The organism is Epibacterium ulvae (genome assembly GCF_018678075.1).
In the GTDB taxonomy this organism is placed as follows: Bacteria; Pseudomonadota; Alphaproteobacteria; order Rhodobacterales; family Rhodobacteraceae; genus Epibacterium; species Epibacterium ulvae_A.
Genome location: NZ_JAHHIR010000038.1, coordinates 1 through 16,944, shown reverse-complemented (window position 1 = coordinate 16,944; position 16,944 = coordinate 1). Strand labels below are relative to the sequence as shown.

18 protein-coding genes, 1 other RNA gene and 3 pseudogenes are annotated in these 16,944 nt (G+C 58.8%); 11 read left to right on the top strand and 11 right to left on the bottom strand.

Going from position 1 to position 16,944, the window contains the following annotated elements; genetic code table 11:
* From KMP13_RS11400 to KMP13_RS11360, 9 genes and pseudogenes are all read right to left on the bottom strand, one after another.
* Window positions 1-392 (bottom strand): annotated as a pseudogene (locus KMP13_RS11400) (transposase); the annotation flags it as partial.
* A gap of 83 nt (window positions 393-475) precedes the next feature.
* Window positions 476-850: pseudogene (locus tag KMP13_RS11395) on the bottom strand (transposase); the annotation flags it as partial.
* A gap of 178 nt (window positions 851-1,028) precedes the next feature.
* A pseudogene (locus KMP13_RS11390) lies at window positions 1,029-1,226 on the bottom strand (D-aminoacyl-tRNA deacylase); the annotation flags it as partial.
* Between the two features lie 12 nt (window positions 1,227-1,238).
* The gene (locus tag KMP13_RS11385) at window positions 1,239-2,390 is read right to left on the bottom strand and encodes a TFIIB-type zinc finger domain-containing protein (protein ID WP_215265982.1); all 1,152 of its coding nucleotides are present in this window, start codon (window positions 2,388-2,390) and stop codon (window positions 1,239-1,241) included.
* Window positions 2,391-2,464: 74 nt separating this feature from the next.
* Complete coding sequence (locus tag KMP13_RS11380) at window positions 2,465-3,640, bottom strand: SPFH domain-containing protein (protein WP_215265981.1); 1,176 nt, start codon at window positions 3,638-3,640, stop codon at window positions 2,465-2,467.
* Window positions 3,641-3,677: 37 nt separating this feature from the next.
* Window positions 3,678-4,622, bottom strand: coding sequence for a DUF2927 domain-containing protein (locus KMP13_RS11375; RefSeq protein ID WP_215265980.1), 945 nt, complete (start codon window positions 4,620-4,622; stop codon window positions 3,678-3,680).
* An 18-nt stretch (window positions 4,623-4,640) separates the two neighbouring features.
* A complete protein-coding gene (locus KMP13_RS11370; protein WP_215265979.1) occupies window positions 4,641-5,831 on the bottom strand; it encodes a toxic anion resistance protein in 1,191 nt (396 codons plus the stop codon).
* A gap of 32 nt (window positions 5,832-5,863) precedes the next feature.
* Window positions 5,864-6,760 (bottom strand): 5-bromo-4-chloroindolyl phosphate hydrolysis family protein, encoded by an 897-nt coding sequence (locus tag KMP13_RS11365; RefSeq protein ID WP_215265978.1) that lies wholly within the window; start codon window positions 6,758-6,760, stop codon window positions 5,864-5,866.
* A gap of 175 nt (window positions 6,761-6,935) precedes the next feature.
* Window positions 6,936-7,925, bottom strand: coding sequence for a pseudouridine synthase (locus tag KMP13_RS11360; protein ID WP_251363812.1), 990 nt, complete (start codon window positions 7,923-7,925; stop codon window positions 6,936-6,938).
* 62 nt (window positions 7,926-7,987) lie between these two features.
* Between KMP13_RS11360 and KMP13_RS11355 the strand changes: the two genes are divergently transcribed.
* The 5 genes from KMP13_RS11355 (at window position 7,988) to KMP13_RS11335 (ending at window position 10,849) form a co-directional block, all read left to right on the top strand.
* The gene (locus KMP13_RS11355) at window positions 7,988-8,446 is read left to right on the top strand and encodes a nucleoside deaminase (RefSeq protein ID WP_215265976.1); all 459 of its coding nucleotides are present in this window, start codon (window positions 7,988-7,990) and stop codon (window positions 8,444-8,446) included.
* Window positions 8,443-9,279 (top strand): aminoglycoside phosphotransferase family protein, encoded by an 837-nt coding sequence (locus KMP13_RS11350; RefSeq protein WP_251363811.1) that lies wholly within the window; start codon window positions 8,443-8,445, stop codon window positions 9,277-9,279. Before KMP13_RS11355 ends, KMP13_RS11350 begins: the two co-directional genes overlap by 4 nt.
* A 76-nt stretch (window positions 9,280-9,355) precedes the next feature.
* Window positions 9,356-9,937 (top strand): TetR/AcrR family transcriptional regulator, encoded by a 582-nt coding sequence (locus KMP13_RS11345; protein WP_215265974.1) that lies wholly within the window; start codon window positions 9,356-9,358, stop codon window positions 9,935-9,937.
* Window positions 9,938-9,939: 2 nt separating this feature from the next.
* Window positions 9,940-10,230, top strand: a complete 291-nt coding sequence (locus KMP13_RS11340; RefSeq protein WP_215265973.1) for a YciI family protein — start codon at window positions 9,940-9,942, stop codon at window positions 10,228-10,230.
* A 1-nt stretch (window position 10,231) separates the two neighbouring features.
* Window positions 10,232-10,849: a DNA-3-methyladenine glycosylase I gene (locus KMP13_RS11335; RefSeq protein ID WP_215265972.1), complete on the top strand. Its 618-nt coding sequence runs from the start codon at window positions 10,232-10,234 to the stop codon at window positions 10,847-10,849.
* Here KMP13_RS11335 and KMP13_RS11330 read toward each other — a convergent pair.
* On the bottom strand, window positions 10,839-11,531 hold the full coding sequence (locus KMP13_RS11330) for a metal-dependent hydrolase (protein WP_215265971.1): 693 nt from the start codon (window positions 11,529-11,531) through the stop codon (window positions 10,839-10,841). The genes KMP13_RS11335 and KMP13_RS11330 overlap by 11 nt on opposite strands.
* Before the next feature lie 80 nt (window positions 11,532-11,611).
* Between KMP13_RS11330 and KMP13_RS11325 the strand changes: the two genes are divergently transcribed.
* From KMP13_RS11325 to rnpB, 6 genes are all read left to right on the top strand, one after another.
* The gene (locus KMP13_RS11325; RefSeq protein ID WP_215265970.1) at window positions 11,612-12,307 is read left to right on the top strand and encodes a ceramidase domain-containing protein; all 696 of its coding nucleotides are present in this window, start codon (window positions 11,612-11,614) and stop codon (window positions 12,305-12,307) included.
* Window positions 12,308-12,337: 30 nt separating this feature from the next.
* On the top strand, window positions 12,338-12,625 hold the full coding sequence (gene gatC / locus KMP13_RS11320) for an Asp-tRNA(Asn)/Glu-tRNA(Gln) amidotransferase subunit GatC (protein WP_215265969.1): 288 nt from the start codon (window positions 12,338-12,340) through the stop codon (window positions 12,623-12,625).
* Window positions 12,626-12,628: 3 nt separating this feature from the next.
* A complete protein-coding gene (gatA, locus tag KMP13_RS11315) occupies window positions 12,629-14,116 on the top strand; it encodes an Asp-tRNA(Asn)/Glu-tRNA(Gln) amidotransferase subunit GatA (protein ID WP_215265968.1) in 1,488 nt (495 codons plus the stop codon).
* 55 nt (window positions 14,117-14,171) lie between these two features.
* Window positions 14,172-14,978, top strand: coding sequence for a hypothetical protein (locus KMP13_RS11310; protein WP_215265967.1), 807 nt, complete (start codon window positions 14,172-14,174; stop codon window positions 14,976-14,978).
* Between the two features lie 4 nt (window positions 14,979-14,982).
* Window positions 14,983-15,645 carry an N-acetylmuramoyl-L-alanine amidase gene (locus tag KMP13_RS11305; protein ID WP_215265966.1) on the top strand — a complete coding sequence of 221 codons (663 nt, stop codon included), beginning with the start codon at window positions 14,983-14,985 and terminating at the stop codon, window positions 15,643-15,645.
* Between the two features lie 126 nt (window positions 15,646-15,771).
* An RNA gene (rnpB, locus tag KMP13_RS11300) (RNase P RNA component class A) lies at window positions 15,772-16,162 on the top strand.
* Window positions 16,163-16,203: 41 nt separating this feature from the next.
* Here rnpB and KMP13_RS11295 read toward each other — a convergent pair.
* Window positions 16,204-16,569, bottom strand: a complete 366-nt coding sequence (locus KMP13_RS11295; RefSeq protein ID WP_215265965.1) for a hypothetical protein — start codon at window positions 16,567-16,569, stop codon at window positions 16,204-16,206.
* Window positions 16,570-16,944 lie beyond the last annotated feature (375 nt).

Below are 16,944 nucleotides of genomic sequence, written 5' to 3'. Positions count from 1 at the left end.
CGTTCTCTTTCAGCCCTTCTGTCATGCGTGGGCTGCCATAGCTGCCCAAGCTCAGGCGCGATTGTTCTTTAATGTGCGCCAACGTCACCATATCGGACCGCTGCCTGCGGCTGGCAGGACGGTGGCGAAATGCTCGCAAACCGCGTGGCCTTTTTAAACACTTCCCTTTCCTCCTTGAGAATGCGGTTCTCACGCCGAAGCCGGTCATTCTCTTGGGCGAGGCATAAATCCTCTTTCGACACCACATCCGTGTCTCGGTGCGCCGTAATCCATTTGTTCAGCGTCGACATGCCAACACCCAGATCATCAGCAACCTGCTTGCGTGTCAGCCCACTCGTCAGCGCGATCCGCACTGCATCTTGGCGGAATTCGCCCGTCCGTTTCAGTCCCATAGCCAGTCTCCTTTGCTGAAACAAATGCTATCAAAGGAGCGGCATCAAACCGGGACAGGTCCAGGCTCCCGGTCGTCCATCTATTCTCGGATCGCATGGCCCATTTTCGACGCTGTCTTATGTTTTACTCCCAAGATCCGCGCCAAAACGACAGAGGAGTTTCCCTTGCTGGAGGTCAGCACCAGAAAAATAGCCGCAATCCAGATCCGAAGATCCAGCATTCGTGGAATGCATCGGGGCCTTTGTAGTGACCGTAAACGAAAGGCGACATTCCCGCTCCGAGCACTGATAGAGACCCGACTGGGCAGACTGGCCGCGAATTGGTGTTGAGCTAGGGCTCCCACAATGTGGGCAATGGCGACCGACGGCCAAATGCTCGCTTCGAGGAAGAAGCGAGCATGGCGCTCGCTGGGCATCTTCTTCCAAATGTCTCGAACCGATTTCAACTCTGTGATCATGCTTGCCTCCGAAAAGTCCTGGGACAAGCAATATTGACCTATTCCGCGATTTCCTAAGTGGTACGGTTTGAATAGCGTAATCAATAGGTCAGCGTGTTTTCCGTTTGGTTTTCAACTGCGTCGCTCCACACGTGCTTTGTTTGGTGGATAATTGGAAAACTCAACCGCCCTGATCCTACACGGATTGGTTCATCCGGCCCGCGTCATCGCGAAAAATCCGCATCTTGGCGATCTTGCGTGCCAGATATTCCGCCTGCGCCGACTCATCGCCCTCCATCGCGCAGATCAGCACCAAGAGGCCTGGACCAATTTCACTAACGATCTCTCCGTCAACACGTACGGCCGCTTCGGCCACCCGTTGCACCAAGGCGCGCATGATCTGTGATCCCTATTTTGTACCCGCAACCAACGCAAAGCCGCCCAGAACAACAAGCCCAAGAACCACGGCAATTGCGATCTTCCACGCGGAATAGGGCCGCTCGCCCTGGACGCGGCCGGACTGACCATTCACCACAAACCGATAGGTCTTGCCCCGGTACTTATAGGCGGCCAGCCAGACCGGCAGCAGCACGTGTTTAAAGGTCACATCGCTCACTTCGGTGCGTAGACTGTCGATCCGCTGCCGGTCGCCGCCGATGTCAAAGCGCACGTCCCGTTCAATCACCCGGTCCATTTTGGCACGTGCCTCCGCAAAGCCCGATTCGATATCCACCGCATAGGCTTCGGCGCGAAACCCAGCCAGATATTGCGGCTGATAGGGCTCCAACTGCGACAGATCCCACGGCTCCAACCCTTCGGTATTGCGCTTGGGCAGGGATTTCGAGGCGAGGATCAGCACATCGTCAAAGAACCGCTGCACCCGTCCGGACACCCCACGCCAGCGCACCTTGGTAACGCGGCGGGTTTCTGATTTGCCATCGACCACAACCCGTTGTTCCACATAGTAAACCGTACCTCGCTGGCCACGGTACTGGGTGCGCGTCTGGGCATCATAGGTCCAGAAGGGCACGTAGATGCCATCCATCTTGCGTCCCTTGCGCGCATATTCCTGCAGACCGTTTGGCGCAAACCACAGGCGCCCCAGCCAATCGGTCATCGCCTTTTGGGCTTTGCGTTCATCCACGATGAAGGGCACCACGCCTTTGGGTTTGATATGCCGATTGGGGCCGGTGTCAGCGACCACAGGTGTGGCGCAGAACGGACATTCCTGGGCATGGGTGGTCGGGTCAAACTCCACCTGCGCCGCGCAATTGGGACAGGCCGTGACGCGGGTCACTTCCATCTCCGCCTCGGGCAGCGCGTCGTTCAAAGCCGCCTTGAAATCCAGCTCTTCCATTGCCGAGTTGACGGATGTCTCTTTGCCCCACGGACCCGCCGACTGGGTGGGCACATGGATCTGGTCTGTGTGCCCGCAATGATCACAGGTCAACGTGCCGTTTTCCGGGTGATACCGATAGTCCGCACCACATTGCTCACAGTGAAAGCGGTGGGTCTCTTCGGCCTGCTGTGGCGACGGCGGAGGGGGCGGCATCTGGCTCATCTGATCTCACAGAATTTGCAGGCGACATCGTGGGATGTCGCTGTGGTGATAATGGATGGGGTGGGGTGCCTGCGTTATGCGCCCGGTTGCGGCGGCGGAGGAGGCGGAGGCAGGATGGTGAACAATTGCGCTAGTTCCGCGACGTCGCCTGCCTCTTTCCAGCCGTCCTGACCGGGTGTCCAGACCAGTGTTTCGCGGCTCAACGTGCCTTCCTGTGCCATACGCCCCATGCGCGCTTTTGAATAGGGACCGGTTGTCGCGCCGTTTTCCGCGATATGCCACACATGCTCCACTGGCGGCGGGGGTGGCGGCGGTGGCGCGTAGGCGGGTGCCGCAGGCGCAGGGGCTTGCGCTGCAGCGGGGGCCGGACGTGTGCCCCATGGACCGGGCTGTTGACCCGTTGCCATGTTCCCCATCTGGTGGGCCATCGCCATGCCCATTCCCATGCCAAGGCCTGCACCCATACCGCTGTTCGGCGTTTGGGCAGCTGCTGTCATCGCTTCCGCAGCAGAGAATTGCGTATAGGCGCCAAGGTCGCCGACAATGCCCATCTGGGTGCGTTTGTCCATCGCGGCCTCGACCGCAGGTGGCAATGAGATGTTTTCGATATAGAGCTCAGGGATCGACAGGCCATATTCAGCGATCACGCCAGAAATCTCGGCCGCGACGAGCTTGCCCAGATCGCCCGTGTTCGCGGCCATATCCAACACCGGAATGCCGGAACCTGCCACAACCCGGCTGAATTCTTGAACGATGATATTGCGCACCTGGAATGAGATTTCATCCATGGTGAATTCACCATCGGTGCCCACAATCTCGGTCAGGAACCGCGCGGGATCTGTGACTCGCACGCTATAGCTGCCAAAGGCGCGCAGGCGTACGGGGCCAAATTCGGGATCGCGACAGATGATCGGGTTTTTGGTGCCCCATTTCAGATCGTTGAACCGGGTGGTGTTGACGAAATAGATCTCTGACTTGAACGGAGATTTAAAGCCGTGATCCCAATGCTGCAGCGTGGTCATCACCGGCATGTTGTTGGTCTCAAGCATATAAAGCCCGGGCGTAAACACATCCGCCAGCTGCCCTTCGTGGACAAAAACCGCCGATTGTCCTTCGCGCACCGTCAGCTTGGCGCCATATTTGATCTCGTGGCTTTCGCGTTCAAAGCGCCAGACCATCGTGTCTCGCGTATCATCCACCCAGTGGATGACATCGATAAACTCGCCCTTCAGGAAGTCGAAAATACCCATGGTCTGATCCTCTTCACTGTGCTTGCCACCAACGTGGTCAAAGCGTTTCTCCAGTCAGTTCATATGCAATCTCGCGCACAATAGGGCCGGCTTCATCGGTTGTCATGCCAGGCTCCAGGCGCGGGTCGTACAGCATCTTTAACAACAGCTCATCATGGCTGGTCAGACGCGCAAATTCATCATCGTCGTTAAATATAGACGGTCGGGCCTTTGGGCTGTCGTTGCGCAAACCCAAGCCCTGGGCAACTTCTTCATGCAGGCACGCGCGCCGTGTCAGCGTGGGGTGTTCAGCCCGGATCAAGGCGACCCCTTGGGTATAGGCAAAAGGCGCGGACAGCGGCCCACCGGCAACCACCAGACAGAAGTAGATCTCGGGCGTATTGACCAGCGTGTCCAGCTGGCTGGCATTGATGCGCGGCAGTTGGCGCAGAACCTCGGTGCGGATAAAGCTTTTGTCGTCGACGCCTGCATAGATCACTTTGAAATTGCCTCCCCGTTGGACCGCGCTCACCGGATGCCCCGTGATGCGCGCCAGACGTTCGGCGTATTTCTCCAGCTCCTGCTGGTCGCTCTGGCGCTGTTCGGCCGTCACCGTTGGAGCAAAGACCGCTTCCAGGCGCACCGGCTTTTCCCACTTGCTGAGCGCGCCATTGGTGCCGATCCCTTGCCGGAAGTGCTCGTCAAAAAACGCGATGGCCTCAAAATTGCGGATCAGATCATCCGCATCATAGGGCGTATCCGGACCACCGCCATCTTCGCGCAAAAGGCCTCGCGTCATCAGATCCTGCTGCAACGAGCGGTAAAAATTCGACAGGCGTTCGCTTTGGGCTGAGGGCACAGGCAGGGCCAGCGAAGCCGGACGGGACGGTGGCACCAGCGAGATCCGCTGTCCTGGCTCTTCACAGCCCGCAAGCGCCAAGGCCAAGAGGGCCGCGCCAAAGCGCGAACCCCATGTGATCTTCTGGCGAATGTGAGACTGCATGAAACGGTCGTCCGATCCTTAGGCGGGAACAGCAGTGCCAGCGTTGTCGCCAACACCATCACGGCGGGACTTGGCCGCAGCCAGCGTGTCGCGCAGCTCCGTTTCCATTTTCTTCAGGTCTTCTTCGGCGGCAGCGCGTTTCGTTTTGCCTTCGTCGGCAATTTGCAGGCTGTCCTGGATGGTGCCGATCAGGGCCGCGTTTGCGGTTTTGACCGCTTCGATGTCGAACACACCGCGCTCCATTTCCTGACGGATCATCTTGTTGCTCTCGCGCAGGTTTTCCGCGTTTGAGGTCAACAGCTCGTTGGTCAGATCATTGGCATCGCGCACCGCAGCCGCGGCCTCGGTCGAGCGTTGGATGGTTACCGCCTGCGCCAGTTGGGTTTCCCACAGCGGTACCGTGTTCACCAGGGTCGAGTTGATCTTGGTCACCAGCGATTTGTCGTTTTCCTGCACCAACCGGATCGAGGGCAGGGACTGCATGGTTACCTGACGGGTCAGTTTCAGATCATGCACCCGGCGTTCCAGATCATCGCGCGCGGCCCGCAGATCACGCAGCTCTTGCGCTTTGATCACCTGGTCGTCTTCGGGTGCGGCCTGAACTTCGGCTTCTTTGGCAGGAATTTCCTTGCTGTCCAGCTCTTCCAGTTTGGCTTCACCGGCCGCAATATAAAGCGCCAGTTCGTCGTAGAAGTTCAGCGTCTTGTCATAGAGCATATCCAGCGATTTAATGTCTTTCAGCAAGGTGTGTTCATGCGCCAGCAGATCGTCGGTGATCTTGTCGATCTGGCCTTGCACCATCTCAAACCGGGCGGTGAATTTTGCAAAAGGTGCGGCGCGCCCCAAGATACGTTCAAAGAAGCTCGGCTTGCGGCGCACATCCAGTTCCGACACCGAAAAGCCTCGGATCGTGGTCACGATACCGCGCAGACTGTCACCGGCGGGGCCCACGTCCTTGTTGCGGACGTCTTGCAGCATGGCTTGGCTGATCGTCTGCAGTTCCGCCTGCGCGCCCGAGCCAAAGGCGATGATCGAGTTGGTGTCGCTCATGTTGATCTCATCCATGCGGGACCGGATGGCGTCCGAGGTGGGCGCGTCGGCCTCGACCAACGGCTGCACGGTCTCAACCGGGGCGACCAATTCGATACCTGTTACTTCTTTCACCAAGACTTCCGCTTCGGCGGCTTTTTTCTGGATCATTTCAGACATGAGCACTTCCTCGTTCTGTCGCCAAATTCGAATTAATTTTCGTCCAGCCGGACGCCTTCACGCTGCAAACGTTCGCGCAGCACATCAATTTCCACAGTCAGATCGCTGCGGTCTTCCAATAACATCTTGCGGTTGCGGGCCGCGAAATTCTGTTCCAGATCGTCGAGCAGCGTCAGGTAATCGCTGCGCGCCTCGGTATCCTGGCTGCGGCTGTAGATGTCGGCAAATTTGATCGTCGCATCACGGGCCCCCAGCAAATAGACGGTCAGATATTTACGAGCGGCCGTCAAATCGCGCGGGTCTTCTTCGACCGTGCGAAACAGATCGCGCACCACGGATTGGAACTGGTCGACGCGGGCCTCGACCCTGCGATCCTTGGCCCGCAGGACTGCATCACGCATTGCGGTCAAATGGGTTTCAGCCTCGTCAATCACGCGAGCGACACGGTTTTGTTGAAACTGGTCAATGCCTTCCACGCCTTTGTCGCGCATCGGATCGATGCCAAAGGCCGCCAGATGCAGACCCGCTGCCGCCACGGCATAAACAACTGCAATCAGCGCACCGGGCTCAGCCTTCCAGGCTGCGAACCCTGCGCCCACGCCCACCAGGACTGCCGCCAAAATCTTGCGTGGCAGGGCCGGGCGTTTGGCAACACGACGGTCGTGAAAGGCCGCTTCGGCGCGCAACCCTTCGCGCAGCATGAACCAGCCACCAACCCAGGCCGCAGCCCCCGCCAGTCCCATCGCCATGCCGCTTGCACCGCTAAAAAGGGAGAAGAACAGCAAAACTGCCACCGGAACAGCCATCAGATTGGTCCGCAGGCCGATGGGGTTCACACGTGCGTTTTTGAACGCACCGCCCGTTGGTGCGGGCGATGATGTATCAGATGACTCGTCAGGGCTGAATTTTCCGCCAAATCGTTGCGCCATCCAATCAGACCCCCACGATCCAACCGGTGCTGAGGCCCAGCATTAACAGCAACAACGCGACAAACGCGAGATTTTGCACAGAACGTCTCTCCCCACCTGCAAGAACATGCATTCTTGCTGCAAAAGGTAAGGGATGATGCGCCCTCTTACTAGGGGGAAGCTACGTGCAAATCGCTCAACGACGGGGATTTTTGCCGCCTGGCCGCCCTTTGGGAGAGCCTTTGGGACCTGCGGGGCGCCCCGACGGTTTGCCGGGGCCCTTGCGTTGGCTGGCAGAAGGATCAGCGGCGCGGCGCCCTTTTGGTGCGGGGGCGTCCTGTGCGCCCCGTTTGAAGGGCGGTTTTCCCTTGCCGGGCATGGGTTTGCGGTTGCGCGTTGGGCGCAATTGCGCAGGTTCATCCGGCTCTTGCAGGCCCAGCTGGTCGCGCATGATCTTGCGTCTAATTTCTTCGACCGCGCCGGGTTTCAGATTGCCCAGCTGAAACGGCCCGTATGAGATCCGCAACAGGCGGTTCACCGGAAAGCCCACGTCTTCCATCGCGCGACGGATTTCGCGGTTCTTGCCTTCGCGCAAGCCAATGGTGACCCAAGCGTTCGCTCCTTGCTGGCGGTCCAATGTGACCTGCATCGGCTGGAAGCGTTCGCCGTCGATCACCAACCCTTTGCGCAGCGGTTCAAAATCGGTGTCTTTGGGCCGGCCATTGATACGCACGCGGTAGCGGCGCAGCCAGCCGGTTTCTGGCAGTTCCAACTTACGCTTGATGCCGCCGTCATTGGTCAACAGCAGCAGCCCTTCGGAGTTGATATCAAGACGCCCGACGGTCATCACCCGGGGCAGGTCCTCGGGCAGCTCGTCATAGATCGTGGTGCGGCCCTTTTCATCGGAATTGGTGGTCACCAGGCCGATGGGTTTGTAATAGAGCCACAGCCGCGCGTCCTCTGCCTCGGGCAGGGGTTTGCCGTCCACAATGATCCGATCCCGTCCGGTGACGTTCAACGCCGGGCTGTCGATCTTTTTACCATTCACGGTCACCCGCCCTTCCGCGATCATCCGCTCGGCTTCGCGGCGCGAAGCGACGCCTGCGCGTGACAGCACTTTGGCGATGCGGTCGCCTTCGGGTGTTGCGGTGGATTTCGGATCTGAGGGGGCAGGTTTCTGTGTCATATCCCCGCCATAGAACATTCCCGCGCCTTGCGAAAGCGTCCATTCTGGGGCAGGGAGGTTTCATGCAGTTCACGTCGCATATGGATCAGGCTCTGGAAGAGGCGCAAAAGGCCGCCAGTCGTGGTGAGGTCCCGGTGGGGGCCGTTCTTGTGGCTCCAGACGGGCAGGTGGTTGCAGCAGCCGGAAATCGCACCCGCGAGCTGAACGACCCAACCGCCCATGCAGAGATGTTGGTGATCCGTCAGGCCTGCGCAGAGGCCGGGGTGGAACGCCTTGCGGGGCACGATCTTTATGTCACGCTGGAGCCCTGCGCCATGTGCGCCGCAGCCATTGCCGCTGCGCGATTGCGAAGGGTGTATTACGGAGCCTCTGACCCAAAATCTGGCGGTGTCGCCCATGGGGCCTGCGTCTTTGACCATCCCCAATCCCATCACGCGCCCGAGGTCTATGACGGGCTGGCCGAACAGGACTGCGCGAAAATCTTGCGCGATTTTTTCGCAACCAAACGCCGCGCGGAATGAGCGTATCTGCGTCCATATCCCGGGCTGCGAGGTCTTTGGATGTGACACTCTCCACATGCCTGCAAAGCAACGTCGTCTCGGACGTCTGGCGAGTGACACGCAGGGACGGCGGCTCGGCGATATTGAAGCTCTATCACAATGGAATGGGGAACGAGGCCGCGGGGTTTGACTATCTCGATCAATTCGGTGGCCAGAACGCGGTCACGTTTTTCGATATCCGTGATGAACTGGTCTTGATGGAAGATCTTCCGGGGCCGTCCTTGGGTGATTTTGCCCGCGCAGGGCATGACGCAGAAGCAGCGGTGGAGCTGGCAAACCTTGCGCGTGATCTGCAGTCGCATGCCAAGGTAACGCCAGACCTGCTGCCGATCTCACGGGCCTTTCAGCCTATGTTCCAGCAGTCCTTCGACGACCTATTAACGTCCGCGCAACGGGCCATCTACCGCGAGGGTGTGGCGGTCGCACAGGATTGTCTGGGTAACCAGTCTTGCCTGCGCCCGCTGCACGGTGATCTGCACCATGACAATGTTCTGAACACGCCGCGCGGCTATTGTGCCTTTGATGCCAAGGGGATGATCGGCGATCCGGCTTATGAGCTTGCCAATGCTTTTCGCCACCCTAGGGGGCGACCTGAGTGGACTACTGATGTGATCCGCGCGCAGCGTGTCGCGGTGATCTGGGCAGAGGCCCTGCATGTCACACCCAGTTACCTGCTGTCTTGGGCGATGGCCAAAGTGACTCTGTCGATCTTTTGGCAATTGCGTCGGGGGCAGGTCTCAGCGGTGGAATTTGACCACTTTGAAACCTTTGCCAAGGCGCGTGCATTTTTCTGACATTGCAATGATTGCATTTTCTAGGTCACTTGTCCTATATCTGCATTAGGTCAACTGTCCTAGGATTCGCTTTGCCATGTCCACACGTGAAAACATCGCCGCCGCCGCCGATGATCTGTTTTATGAACGCGGGTTCGAGGCGACCTCTTTTGCCGATATCGCCGGTGTGGTGGGGATCTCTCGTGGGAATTTCTATCATCACTTCAAATCCAAGGATGAGATCCTGGATGCGGTGATCGACCGCCGTATCGCCAAGACGCGCAAGATGCTGGAAACCTGGCAGGCCAAAGGTCAGACGCCGGTCGAGCGGATCGGCTGTTTTGTCCGGATCCTGATCCGAAACCGCGCCAAGATCACGCTTTATGGCTGCCCCGTCGGCACGTTGGTGTCTGAATTGGGCAAGTTGAACCATGTCAGCCAATCCCGTGCAAATGCACTGTTTTCCCTGTTTGGCGATTGGTTGGCGGACCAGTTTCGCGCGCTGGGGTGTGATGAGGGCGCGGCCCTGCAACACGCCCGCCATCTGTTGGCCCGCAGCCAGGGGGTGGCCGCGCTGTCGCAAGCGTTGCGCGACGATGATTTCATCGACACCGAAGTGGAGCTGATGCTGGCCTATGCCGCCGCCGCAGCCCCCGCAAATTCCGCAAAAGGAGATTGAATATGTTCACCGTCTTTTTGAAACTTTCCGAAAACCGCGCTGCCGCTGCTGAGCATATGGAAGGCCACCGCGCCTGGATTGCCCAAGGGTTCGAAAGGGGGCTGTTTCTGGCCGTGGGCTCCTTGGCGGATAAATCTGGCGGCGGGATCTGGGCCCATAATTGCACGGCGGAGGCGTTGCAGGCCTTTGTGAACGAGGATCCATTTGTCATAAACGGCGTCGCCACACCTGAAATAACCGAGATGTCGCCCGCACGGGTCGATCCGCGTCTCGCCTTTTTGAAAGACGACTGACATGAGCGAGATTTATATGGCCCCAGACGGGGAACCACGTTGCAAATGGGCGGGCAGCGCGCCGGATTTTTTGCGTTATCACGACACCGAATGGGGCTATCCGGTTGGTGATGATACGCGCCTGTTTGAGAAAGTCTGCCTTGAGAGTTTTCAATCGGGCCTCAGCTGGCGCACGATTTTGGACAAGCGGGAGAACTTTCGCGCAGCCTTTGTAGGGTTTGACTATCGCAAAGTCGCTGAATTTGGCGATGAAGATGTGGCGCGCCTGTTGCAGGACGCAGGCATCGTGCGTCACCGGGGCAAGATCACGGCCGTGATCAACAATGCTGCCCGCGCGATTGAGCTTGAGGCGGAGGCGGGCTCATTGGCGGGCTTTTTCTGGTCATTTGAGCCAGACCCCAAAACTCTGCCACCACCGCAGACCCAAACCACCAGCCCCGAGTCCATCGCCCTGTCCAAAGAGCTCAAGAAACGTGGATGGAAATTTGTCGGCCCCACCACCTGCTTTGCGTTTATGCAAGCGATGGGGTTGATCAATGATCACGCAGAGGGCTGCACCTGCCGCGCCCGCGCTGAACAGGCCCGCGCAGAATTTACCCGCCCTCAGATCAAAGAGTGATCGGAGCCAGAACCTCAGGCTCGATCACATCCACATCCGGTAATGCCGTCGTCAGTTCATCTGCGTTTTGTTCAAGCAGTGGGAAGGTTTTGTAGTGGCAAGGGATCACTGTCTTGAAGTTGAAATAGCGTTTGGCCGCATAGGCCGCGCCTTTCATACCCATGGTGAAATGGCCGCCAGCTGACAGGATGCCGATCTCGGGCTTATAGAAATCGCCCATCCACTCCATATCGGCCATAATATCGGTGTCGCCCGAGACATAGACTGTCTTGCCCTCAACCTCGATCATGAAACCCACTTCGGAACCGGCCACTTTGAGCCCGTCAGATCCGCCAAAGGTCGAGCTGTGCGAGGCCGCAACCATCGACACTTTGATCCCATCCAGATCCACTGTGCCGCCTTTGTTAAAGCCCAGGGTCTCGATGCCCTCAGACTCGCCCCAGAAATTCATCAGGTCGAACTGACCCACAACCGGAACGTCCAGCTTCTTGGCCAGCGTCACGATATCTGCGGCGTGATCGAAATGCGCATGGGTCAACAGGATGTGTGTCGTCCCCGCCAGTGCGGCTTCGTGCTGGTCTTCTTTCAGCATCGGGTTTCCGGTCAGCCAGGGATCGATCAGCAGAACCTTGCCGTCGCTCTCAAGCCGAAAACTCGCATGACCCAACCAAACAATATTCATAGCGTCTATCTCCATTTTAGACCTAGGATGGTCCGAACCATAGTCCGGCTCTCACCCAAGACATCAACCAGGAGAACTCGATGGAGCTCACACGTTACGTCGATGCCTACTGCGAGCGTATTGCACCGCACTATTGGGCGGAACCAGTGAATGCGCTCACCAATCTCGCCTTTGTGATGGTTGCGGTTTTGGTTTGGCTCTTTGCTAGGCAAAACCGTGCGCCGATGACCGCAACGCTGTGTATGATCGAGATGGTGATTGGCCTGGGCAGCTATCTATTTCACACCCATGCGCAGGTTTGGGCCCTCTGGGCCGATATCTTGCCGATCGCGATATTTGTGTTGGTCTATGTCTTTGCAATCAATCGCGACATTCTTGGGCTGCGCAGAGTGCGCGCCTATGGTCTGACGGCGCTGTTTTTTCCCTATTATGCGCTGACATTACCGATGTTTCAGATGTTGCCGGGGCTTGGCAGCTCGGCCGTCTACGGCCCGGTGCCTTTGCTCATTTTACTTTATGCGGTGGTGCTATGGGGCAAACAGCCGGTGATGGCGCGCGGGTTTGCCATTGGTGCGGCGATTTTGGTGCTGTCTTTGACCTTGCGCACCTTGGATGAACCGCTATGCCCGCTCTTCCCGATGGGGACGCATTTCCTGTGGCATGTGCTCAATGGTGGGATGCTTGGGTGGATGATTGTGACCTATGCGCGTGCGTGGCGGGTGCAAAGCAGCGAAGAGATGTCGCCAACCCTTGCGGGGGACGCGCAGGGGCGGTAAATGCCGGGTAACAAAAGATGAGGGTAATCCATGTCGATTGACCAAAACACCGCCGCCAAAGTGGCGAAACTGGCCCGGATCAAGGTCGAGGACGACGCGCTGCCGGCGCTCGCGACCGAGTTCAACAATATCCTGGGCTTTATCGAGCAGCTGAACGAGGTTGACGTCGAAGGCGTGGAGCCGATGACATCGGTTACCCCGCAGCGCTTGAAGCGCCGCGAAGACGTGGTCAGCGATGGCAGCCAGCAGGACAAGGTTCTGGCCAATGCGCCGGACGCCCGCGAAGGGTTCTTTGCTGTTCCCAAAGTGGTGGAGTAAGACATGACCGACTTGAACAAACTTGGCCTCGCCGAGGCCCGCGATCTGCTGCGCAAGGGGGAAACCACCTCTGTTGAGCTGACCGAAGCTTGCATCAGCGCCATCGATGCGGCGGATGCTTTGAACGCCTATGTGCACAAAACGCCCGAGATCGCGCTGGAGCGCGCCAAGGCCGCTGATGCGCGCCTGCAAGGGGGTGACGCCTCTGCGATGTGCGGTCTGCCCATCGGGATCAAGGACGTGTTCTGCACCGAAGGTGTCGACAGCCAGGCGGGCTCTAACATTCTTAAAGGGTTCAAACCACAGTATGAATCCACTGTAACCCAGAACCTGCGCGACAGTGGCGCGGTGATGCTGGGCAAACTGAACATGGATGAATTCGCCATGGGCTCCTCGAATGAGAGCTCGTGCTATGGCCCCGTGGTCAACCCGTGGAAGCGTGACGGCGATGACACCCAGCTGACACCCGGCGGCTCTTCTGGTGGCTCGTCTGCCGCCGTGGCCGCAGATCTGTGTCTGGCGGCAACCGGCACCGATACAGGCGGCTCGATCCGCCAGCCTGCGGCCTTTACCGGCACTGTTGGCATCAAACCCACCTATGGCCGCTGCTCGCGCTGGGGTGTGGTCTCTTATGCCTCCTCACTGGACCAAGCGGGCCCAATGACCAAAACCGTGCGCGACGCGGCGATCATGCTCGGCGCGATGGCGGGTCACGACGCCAAGGACAGCACCTCGGCCGATCTGGCAGTTCCCGATTTCGAGGCCCTGCTGACCGGCGACATCCGCGGCAAGAAAATCGGCCTGCCCAAGGAATACCGCGTCGATGGCATGCCCGCATCGATCGAAAAGCTTTGGAATGAAGGCGCCGAAAAGCTCAAAGCTGCCGGCGCAGAGATCGTTGATATCTCCCTGCCGCACACCAAATACGCGCTGCCTGCATATTACGTGATTGCACCGGCTGAGGCGTCATCAAACCTCGCCCGCTATGACGGTGTTCGCTACGGCGAACGCGCCACATTGGACGCAGGCGACGGCATCACCGAGATGTATGAGAAAACCCGCGCCGCAGGCTTCGGTCCCGAAACCCAGCGCCGTATCATGGTTGGCACCTATGTGCTGTCGGCGGGGTTCTATGACGCCTACTACAACCGCGCCCGCCGCGTCCGCACCCTGATCAAGAAAGACTTTGAAGACGCCTTTGCCGCAGGCATCGACGCGATCCTGGCACCGGTCACACCATCGGCGGCCTTTGGTCTTGGCGACATGGCCTCGGCGGATCCGGTTGAAATGTACCTGCAAGACGTCTTCTCGGTCACCTTGAACCTGGCCGGTCTGCCCGGTGTTGCAGTGCCTGCGGGTCTCAACAGCCAGGGTCTGCCGCTCGGTCTGCAGTTGATCGGCAAACCATGGGAAGAAGGCGATTTGCTGAACACCGCCTATGCGCTGGAACAGGCCACAGGTTTTGTGGCAAAGCCATCGCAGTGGTGGTAACACATCCCAAAAGCTGAGTAAAACCAACCGAGCATCCCAAAAACAGGTCCCTCACATGCGTGCATTTGCCCTTCCTCTTGTTGTGACGTCGTTGATTGCACTGGCGGCCTGTGCGCCGACAGTGCCGGACAGCGGGGCAGGGGTGCTCGACCCGTTTGAAACACAGCGCCCGGCGCCGGGAACCACCATCACCGGTGACCCTTTGGTGCCGCCAGCCGTGATCTCGACCGAGCCTTTGCCAACAACCGCGGGCCGTCCCTCACAATCCGTGGGCGACTTTGCCTCCAGCACATCGGTCGCACCAACGCCTTACGTGCCGCCCAACCAATCGAGCCTGACAACGGCGTCATCCGGCGATGATATCGCCCGCGAAACGGCAGCGGCGCTTGGGGCTGCCTCCGGCAACTCAGGCGTGCGCCCGGTGGAGGCAAGCCCCTCCAACCCGGCCCCAACATTGATCGACAATCCGGGCATCTCGGATGAAAACGACTTTGGCGCCGTGGCGTCGCGCCAATCCATCGAAAGCGATGCACAGCGCCTGCAACGCAACCGCGAACAGTTCGAACAAGTTGCTCCCACCGCCTTGCCGCAGCGCCAGGGCGAAAGTGATCCCAATATCGTCCGCTTCGCGCTCAGCACGTCGCACCCAAAAGGTACCCGTGTCTACAGCCGTGCTGGCATTAACCTGCAGGCCCGCTCGCAACGCAACTGTGCGGTGTTCCGCTCGGGCGATGAAGCCCAGACCGAATTCCTGCGCTTAGGTGGCCCAGAACGCGACCGCAAAGCGCTGGACCCGGACGGAGACGGCTACGCATGTACCTGGGATCCACGTCCCTTCCGTCTGGCCGTCAGCAACCGCTGAGCCTGTGACAGAGCAACTGCCCCTCCAACGGCCCAGCCCCAATTTCGGGCCGCGTCGCGATGGGCTGTCGCCTCATTTGGTTGTCATCCATTACACCGCCATGACCAGCGCCGACGCCGCGCTGGAGCGGTTGTGTGATCCGCGTTATGAGGTCTCGGCCCATTACCTGATCGGCTGCACCGGCACCCTTTGGCAGTTGGTGTCGGAAGAGATGCGGGCCTGGCACGCAGGTGCGGGTGAATGGGGCGGCCTAGGCGATATCAACTCCCGCTCCATCGGGATTGAGCTGGACAATCCCGGCACCCACCCGTTTCCCGAACCGCAGATGCAGGCGTTGGAACTACTCCTGCAGGGCATCCTGAACCGATGGATTATTCCGCCACAGGGCGTCATCGGCCATTCCGACATGGCTCCGGGCCGCAAAATCGACCCCGGCCCGCGATTTGATTGGACCCGCCTGTCGCGGCAGGGCTTGGCCGCCCCGTCTGGCAAGCACACTTTCACAAAACAGCCCACATGGGAGGCCTTGCGCACGCGGGCCACTCAGGCGGGCTATAGCGCGCCTTGTGACGATCAAACCCTGTTGGACACCATCCGCCTGCGCCACCGTCCGCAGGCCACAGGCCCTTTATGTGCCACCGACATCGCATCGCTCCCCGACGCCTAAGGCCTTTCATCTTTTGAAAAATACTTTGGGGTGAATGGGCGCGTTTCGCGCACAGAGGGGCAAAGCCCCCAAAAACCCCCCTTCACCATTGACGCGCCAAAGGGATGGGCGTAGTCCACCCCTCGCACAGAAGGCTGGACGGCCGCGTTGCAGCAATGCGCGAGGAAAGTCCGGGCTCCACAAAGCAAAGGTGCCGGGTAACGCCCGGGCGGGGTGACCCGACGGAAAGCGCCACAGAAAACAAACCGCCCTGCATGTCGGGGTAAGGATGAAACGGTGGAGTAAGAGCCCACCGCGCCCTTGGCAACAAGGGTGGCACGGCAAGCCCCACCAGGAGCAATGCCAAATAGGGTCCCCGCGCGGGCTGGTCGGGCAACCGATACCGCCGCTAGGTACGCTTTGACCGAGAGGGACCGGGTTGGCAGCTAGAGGTGTCTGGCAACAGGCATCGCAGATGAATGGTCGTCCAGAGGCGTTCAGCCTTGGACAAAACCCGGCTTACAGGCCTTCTGTGCAAATACGCTTTCGCATGCGGACTGGCCGCTCCCCGGAAACGGCTTATTTGATCTCATAGACAAAGCTTTGCCCCTTGCGCCGCGACCGTGTTCCCCGCAATTGGGTTCCTGAGATTTCCATCAACTGACAATCCGTATTCTTAGAATGGGTCGTTAGCGTTCGGCACCAATAACCATCGCGCCACGCCCAGGCCCCATCCAGTTTCGCTCCACCAAACTCTCCGGTGACTTTTCCATTCTTTTTGAACGTCGCGTAGTTTTCTCCAAGAGTGAGCTTGCGATTGACCACCAGCTTGCGAAACTCGGCCTCAGTTTCGATACGTGTAAAGTCATCCGCGAAACTAGGGGAGGCGAGGGTTGAAACTCCAGCGACAAGCGCTGACAATAGTACCTGAGATGTGGAATGCATGTGACGTACCCTTTTCACTGACACTGATAAAACCGCGCCCAAAAAACCAACGCGTCCGCAAATCAGTTAGGTTGCGCTGGCGTTGAGTAAAGTCATTGGCCACTGCTCTACCGGTCTGAGAATTGAAAGATGTGCACTGCAACTCATTGTTATACGACTGTAGAGTTATAATTGACCACGGTTCGAGACCTTAGCCATTGGGTACATCAGTGTCAGCAATGCGGACTAACCTGTCGTTACCGCTTCCGAAACGAATGGCCGCTTAGTATGCTTTGCGTCAGCATCGCAAAACACCGAAGGTTTTAAGCCAGGCATTCGCTGCAACTATTTGACCTCAAACGCCGCTTCACAAGAGCAGATGGGGTGGATGGCTCC